This window comes from Sphingobium abikonense NBRC 16140 (genome assembly GCF_001598335.1).
Lineage (GTDB): Bacteria > Pseudomonadota > Alphaproteobacteria > Sphingomonadales > Sphingomonadaceae > Sphingobium > Sphingobium abikonense.
In genome coordinates this window covers 47327-53639 of record NZ_BCYT01000022.1, presented here as the reverse complement: position 1 = coordinate 53639, position 6313 = coordinate 47327, and the positions used below count along the sequence as shown (strand labels likewise).

The following is a 6313-nucleotide window of genomic DNA, read 5'->3' as shown; positions in this document are numbered from 1 at the left end:
AGAAGTTGCTTGGCCATCAGTGCGTTTCCCGGTCTGGAGGTACGGCCGGACCATACCGAACGGTCCGGCCGTTATTTCGTTAGGCAGGCCTTGCCTTGCCTTGCGCCTGGTCGAGTTCCCGGCGAACCGCAAAGTGGTCGTCATAGTTCTCGGGCTTCAGGGCGAAGGCTTTCTGGCGCGGGATGCGGTTGGCGTTGATTTCATCGTACTTGAGGTAATAGGCCTTGTGCATCCGGTAGAACGGGATTTCAGGCCAGAGGTGGTGGATCAGGTGGTAATTCTGATAAACCAGCAGCGGGTTGAGCAACCATTCCCAGCCGAACCGCATGGTTGTCGCCATGTAAGGGTCTTCGTCTTGCGCGATGATCGCGGGATGATGTGGCAGGATGACGAAGACGATGGCGATGATGAACAGCGTGATCCGTGACGGCACGAACCACAGCATGAACAGTTCCCAGCCGAAGCCGAAGTAAATTGCCGCAACGAACAGCAGCGCGAGGAGCGAATAGAAGACAAGCAGTTCGGTGCCATGTTTCTTGCGCACGTTCTGACCATATTTGACGAAATACCAGATGTAGGCACCATCGAAGAAGGTCCAGCGGAATGGAACCTGCCACCAGGGCGATTCATGCTCGAACCGGTCGGGGTCTTTGGGTCCATTGGTATGCGTGTGGTGCTTGTTGTGGACCCAGCGGAGCAGGACCATCGGGGCATAGGGAAAGAGGAAGAACAAGCCGATCGCGCCGATCGATTCGTTGATCCAGCCAACGCTCGACAGCGACTTGTGCGAGGCGTCGTGGATCACGCTGAAAAGCAGATAGGTGACGAGGCCGTTTGAGATCGCACCGACCCAAAGCGGAAGCATAGCGTTCAGCGCCAGGTACCAGGTCGTTGCGATCCCTGCCATGGAAACGACAAACAAGAGAGCTGTCGGCAGGGCGAGAACGGGCGCCTTTCGCAACTCTTCGAAATGCTCTTCGGACGATCTGGGAAACGCGATTGCAGCCATTACCCGACTTCCTTTCCTCTCACTGGTTTTTAAGCGCCTGGTTGGGTTGACGCTCGGCCTCTTTGTCGCAATTGACTCAGATCATCCCCTTGCACGCGTTTGCACCTTACACTATTCGTTGGACAATATGCAACTCCTTTCCCATAATGCAAAGGGGCTTTGGGGCCGGGGAGTGGCTGGTGAAGGGGAATACCGATGAACGCACGCAAGGCTAGCCAGCTTACAGCTAAAGGTGATGAAATCGAACATCAGGCTAACGAGCGCTTGCCTCCCGAAGATTTGAGCGCGAATGATTCGCCGCGCAAGGCTATCCAGTCCGTGGAAATTGGTGTTCGCGTCCTCAGGGCCTTGATGGATTGCCCAAGGGATGGCGCACATCTGCGTGAAGTTGCCGAGAAATCGGGTCTGTCACGCAGCCAGGCACACCGTTACCTGCTGGCTTTTGTCAATACAGGCGTGGTCGAGCAGAATGTCCAGAATGGCCGCTATGCACTAGGTGAGTTTTCAGTTCGTATTGGCATGGCCGCGCTGGCGCGGGTGGAGCCGGTACGGATCGCTGGCGATAATCTGGCGAGCGTGCTGGAAGAACTGCAAACGACAGGGTTGCTGGCGGTCTGGGGTAATTACGGGCCATCGGTGATTCGCTGGATCGATGGCGGTCTGCCCCTGTTTACCAGTTTGCACGTCGGCTCTGTTTTGCCATTGCAGGCTTCGTCGACTGGCATCCTGTATTTGACCCATTGTTCACGAACTTTGACCCAGCCCGTCATCGAGCAAGAGCGCGCCAGCGGGCTGGTGGTTTCCGACGACGAACTGGAAAGGCAGATAGTCCAAGCGCGCGAGCTGGGATACGCGACCACACAGGGTACGGTTGTGCCTGGTCTCTCTGCCTTGAGTGTACCTGTGTTTGATTCCGCGAACAGGCTTGTTGCGACGATGAGCGTTCTCTCGCGAGTTCAGGACAAGCATTCTTATTCGAAGACGAAGATCGAAAAGATCCTTTCGGCGGCCATAGCAGCGAGTCGTGCGATCGGCTGGCAAGGATAGCTCCTGCGGCTTTACATCAGAAGTGGACGGGCCTCCATATTGGTGGACCGGCTTCATGGCGGGGGCGCTGCCAGGCCCGACCATCCGGAAGGTATGAACGTTGTCGCTGTCCGATAAAGAGCCAATCGGCAAACGGGAGTTCATCGCCATGATGGCGATGATCCAGGCATTGCAGTCACTTGGGTTTACAACGTTGCTTCCGGCTTTGGGTGCCATGGCAACCGATCTGGGAGCAAGCGGTTCAAACCAGCGGCAATGGGTCATCGGCACCTTCCTGATCTGCTCGGGCCTGTTTTCGCTCGTCCCGGGGACGATCTCCGACCGGCTTGGGAGGAGGCCGGTCCTGCTGGTTTGCATGGTTCTGTTCGCCCTGATCAATCTGCTTTGTGCTTTCGTGGCTGACTTTTCGGTCCTGCTGGCGGCCCGCGCGCTGCTTGGCTGTGCCTCTTCCGCCCTGACCGTCCTTCCTCTGGCGATCGTTCGCGACCGCTATCAGGGCGAAGACATGGCCAAGCTGCAGGCCTTTGTCGCGATGCTGTTTATGGCAGTCCCGACCCTCGCCCCAAGTTTGGGTTATGTGATCTTTACAGCGCTCGGCTGGCGTGCCGTCTTCATCGTCATCGGGGTGCTGTCGATGGGAGTGTCAGCTTGGTATTTCTTCCGCATGGAAGAAACGCTGCCGCTTTCCCGGCGGCAGTCTCATGGTGCGAGTGAATTGTTCGGCAACATCCGCCTCGTTCTGACAAATCGCCGGTCGATCGGTTACGTCATTGGCATGGCCCTGATTTTCGGCGCTCACTTCGGCTTCATCAACAGCTCGCAGCAATTGATCGGCGAACATTTCGGGGCCGGTGGGGCCTATTCGGTAATCTTTGGCTTGATGGCGGGCTCGATGATGCTGGCCAGCATTGCCAATTCCGCTATCGTACACCGTTTCGGCATCCGAGGGATCGGCCATGCCGCCATCCTGTGCCATTTCCTTGTGTCGATCGGCCAGATCTATGTGGCATCCCGACCGGGCGAAACCCTGCTTCAGTTCGTGCTTCTGACATCCGCGAACATGTGCTTGCTGATCACGGTCTTCATCAATTTCACTGCGATTTCCCTGCAGCCATTCGGCAAGGTGGCCGGGGCCGCGGCCTCTGTTCAGACGTTCTTCCGTTTGGTGCTTGGCGCGGGGCTGGGCGCACTGATCGGGCAGGCCTACAATGGTTCCCCGCTGCCTCTGGCCTATTCGTTCTTCGGGGTGGCGAGCGTGACCATCGTGCTTGTACTGTTCAGCGAAGGCTGGCGATTGTTCGGGGGACCTATACCGGTTCAGGCTGCGAACTGACTGCGCCGCCTATTCGTCTCCGACCGACTCGGGACTTCCCGGCGCGGCCAGATCCGAAACCATTCGCACCCCGTCGATCACGATCGGGCTGGCGACGCCTTTGCGCCCTCCGGCCATTGCGGCGAGGCCCCTGGCGATGACCTGTGGATCGGCGAACACTTCGTCGAGTTCGTTGATTGGTCCGGCTGGCACGCCAACCTCCTCAAGCGCGTCGAACAGCGCTTGTCGGTTCCACTGGGCCGTGCGCCCCTCGACCGTTGTGACCAGTTCCGCCCGGTTCGAGAGACGGGCAGGATTTGTGGCGAAGCGTGGGTCTTCATGCAGTGAACACCGCAAAACGCGGCACAAGCTGGCGAACTGGCCGTCGTTGCCGGCCGCAATCACCAAGGGCCCGTCAAGCGTGGGGAAGGCTTGATAGGGTGCCAGATTGGCGTGACCGTTGCCGAACCGGCGCGGCACATTACCCGATGTCATCCAGTTCATCGCCTGATTGGCCATGACAGTCACCTGGGTGTCGAGCAGTGCCATGTCGATGTGGGCGCCGCTGCCGGTGCGGTCCCGGCGGTTGAGCGAAGCGAGGATCGCCACCGTGCTGTACATGCCCGTGAACAGATCGGCCACGGCGATGCCCGCCTTCTGCGGTTCGCCATCGGGTTCGCCGGTCATCGACATCATGCCGCCCATGGCCTGGGCGATGAAATCGTAGCCTGCGCGGTGGGCGTATGGCCCGGTTTGTCCGAACCCTGTGATCGAGCAGGTGATCAGGCGCGGATTCAGTGCGGAAAGCGCGGCATGGTCAAGCCCGTACTTCGACAGCCCGCCGACCTTGTAGTTCTCGATCACGATATCTGCGCCGCTTGCCAGATCGCGAATGATGGCCTGGCCCTCCGCGCTGGCGATGTCGATTGCGAAAGACCGCTTGCCGCGATTGGTCGAATGGAAATAAGCCGCTCCCAAATTGGTGCCATCTTCTGCTGTCACGAACGGCGGCCCCCAATGCCGCGTATCGTCTCCTACGCGGGGCCGTTCGATCTTGATCACTTCGGCGCCAAGGTCCGCCAGCAGCTGTCCGCACCATGGGCCAGCCAGGATGCGGGCTAATTCAAGCACCCGGACGCCATCAAGCGGTTTGACCGGGTCACTGGAACGAGGCGTCTGCCAAGCCGGTTTTGCCATAGCCTCAGTTGCCGCCCTGTGCCGCGATACGCTCACGCCAGACCCGGAGTCCGTCGCCCGCGCCCTTGGCCATCGTGAAGCTGTCGATCCCGTTGGCGATGAAGCGGGCACCGCCATCGAGGAACTGCTGGACGAGGCGTTCGTCGCGCGAAAGGATCCCGGCCGGTTTGCCGGTTGAGACGATCCGCGCCAGTGCTTCGCCGGTCAGCTTGAACAGGGCATCGAAATTGATTGCGCCCAGCAAACCTTCGGTCGCGGCCAGGTCCGCAGGTCCAAGGAACAGCGCGTCGATTCCGTCCACTGCGGCGATCGCCTCAATGTTGTCGACGGCGGTCGCGGTCTCGATCTGGGCGATGATGCAAACCTGCGCATTGGCTTCTGCGACATAGGCAGGATAGCCACCCCAGCGCGCGGCACGGGCGCCGCCGAGGCCGCGTTCGCCTGCAGGCGGATAGCGGGACGCAGTTACGATGGCCTGGGCCTGTTCGGCGGTCTCGACCATCGGAACCATCAGAGTCTGCGCTCCAAGATCGAGAACCTGCTTGATCGCTACCGGATCGTGGCCGGCAATCCGGACGATCGCCGAACACGGCGGCGTCGCCTCGACCGCACGCAGCTGCGCGACGATGCCGGGCAGGGTTTGCGGGCCATGTTCGCCATCGATCAGCAGCCAGTCATAGCCATGGCCCGCGCAGATTTCGGCAATGTCTGGATGGGCCAGGGCCAACCAGAAGCCAAGCTGGACCGGACCTTCGCGCAAGGCCGCCTTGAAGCGGTTGACCGGTGTCTGCATTTTCGCCCCTTAAACGAACCGGAACCCGATTGAACCAAACTCGCCAAAATCGGCGTTGAAGACATCGCCCGGCGCCGCTTCGACCGGGCGCGTGAACGATCCGCCAAGCACGACTTCTCCGGCTTCGAGCCCTTGCCCCCAAGGCGCGAGCCGCCGTACCAGCCAGGCGACGCCGTTGGCGGGGTGGTTAAGCACCCCTGCCGCAAGGCCGGTTTCCTCGATCACCCCGTTGCGGCTGAGCAGGGCGCCGATGCGGCGCAGATCGAGCCCGTCGGGTTTCGCCGGCAGACCGCCGACGATGATTCCGGCATTGGCGGCATTGTCGCTGATCGTATCCAGGACCTTGCGCGCCACTCCGGTTTCGGCATCCTTGGGATGCACCCGGGTGTCTATGATCTCGATTGCCGGAGCCACATAGTCGGTGGCGCTCAGGACGTCGAAAATCGTCGTCTGTGCTCCTTCCAGGCGGCGCCCGAGCACAAAGGCCAGTTCGACCTCGACCTTGGGCGTGATGAACCGGGCGGTCGGCACGTCGCTGCCCTGTTCGAACACCATGTCATCCAGCAAGGTGCCGTAATCGGGTTCGGTGATTCCGGCTGCCTGCTGCATCGCGCGCGAGGTCAGGCCGATCTTGTGACCAAAGACGGCCCGGCCGCGCTCTCGCTTGAGATCGACCCAGGCCTGGTTGATGCGGTAGGCATCCTCGATCTGCATGCCTGGATAGCGCACGGAGAACGGCCGGATCCGTTCGCGGGTCTGCTCGGCATGGTCGAGTTCCTGCGCCAATTGCGCGACCAGTCGATCGTCGAATGTCTCGCCTGTCATGTGTCCTGCTCCCAATGCGCAACACTTGGGAAAACTCATTGCACAATGTCAAACGATATCTTAGGCTCCGGCAAAATTGACTGTGAACTCCGGCAAGGAGTCGCGCGAATATATCGTCAGGATCACATGG

The 6313-nt window shown here is 60.2% G+C and carries 6 protein-coding genes; 2 read left to right on the top strand and 4 right to left on the bottom strand.

What is annotated here, in order from left to right:
- Nucleotides 1–79 precede the first annotated feature (79 nt).
- Entirely contained in the window at nt 80–1009 is a 930-nt protein-coding gene (locus tag SAB01S_RS16660) for a fatty acid desaturase (protein WP_008828096.1), read from the bottom strand.
- Nucleotides 1010–1204: 195 nt separating this feature from the next.
- Between SAB01S_RS16660 and SAB01S_RS16655 the strand changes: the two genes are divergently transcribed.
- Complete coding sequence (locus SAB01S_RS16655; RefSeq protein ID WP_083951411.1) at nt 1205–2056, top strand: IclR family transcriptional regulator; 852 nt, start codon at nt 1205–1207, stop codon at nt 2054–2056.
- 100 nt (nt 2057–2156) lie between these two features.
- Nucleotides 2157–3389, top strand: coding sequence for a multidrug effflux MFS transporter (locus SAB01S_RS16650; RefSeq protein ID WP_024018974.1), 1233 nt, complete (start codon nt 2157–2159; stop codon nt 3387–3389).
- Nucleotides 3390–3398: 9 nt separating this feature from the next.
- On the opposite strand, the gene SAB01S_RS16645 is transcribed toward SAB01S_RS16650, so the two are convergent.
- The 3 genes from SAB01S_RS16645 to hpaH are packed head-to-tail and all read right to left on the bottom strand — an operon-like array spanning nt 3399 to nt 6183.
- Nucleotides 3399–4565 (bottom strand): CaiB/BaiF CoA transferase family protein, encoded by a 1167-nt coding sequence (locus tag SAB01S_RS16645; protein ID WP_024018973.1) that lies wholly within the window; start codon nt 4563–4565, stop codon nt 3399–3401.
- 4 nt (nt 4566–4569) lie between these two features.
- Nucleotides 4570–5358: an HpcH/HpaI aldolase family protein gene (locus SAB01S_RS16640; RefSeq protein WP_008828100.1), complete on the bottom strand. Its 789-nt coding sequence runs from the start codon at nt 5356–5358 to the stop codon at nt 4570–4572.
- A 9-nt stretch (nt 5359–5367) separates the two neighbouring features.
- Entirely contained in the window at nt 5368–6183 is an 816-nt protein-coding gene (gene hpaH / locus SAB01S_RS16635; protein WP_008828101.1) for a 2-oxo-hept-4-ene-1,7-dioate hydratase, read from the bottom strand.
- Nucleotides 6184–6313 lie beyond the last annotated feature (130 nt).

Excerpts from the sequence above, each read along its gene's own strand:
- SAB01S_RS16660 (WP_008828096.1), bottom strand. The coding sequence starts at position 1,009 with ATGGCTGCAATCGCGTTTCCCAGATCGTCCGAAGAGCATTTCGAAGAG.
- SAB01S_RS16655 (WP_083951411.1), top strand. The coding sequence starts at position 1,205 with ATGAACGCACGCAAGGCTAGCCAGCTTACAGCTAAAGGTGATGAAATC.
- SAB01S_RS16645 (WP_024018973.1), bottom strand. The coding sequence starts at position 4,565 with ATGGCAAAACCGGCTTGGCAGACGCCTCGTTCCAGTGACCCGGTCAAA.
- SAB01S_RS16640 (WP_008828100.1), bottom strand. The coding sequence starts at position 5,358 with ATGCAGACACCGGTCAACCGCTTCAAGGCGGCCTTGCGCGAAGGTCCG.
- hpaH (WP_008828101.1), bottom strand. The coding sequence starts at position 6,183 with ATGACAGGCGAGACATTCGACGATCGACTGGTCGCGCAATTGGCGCAG.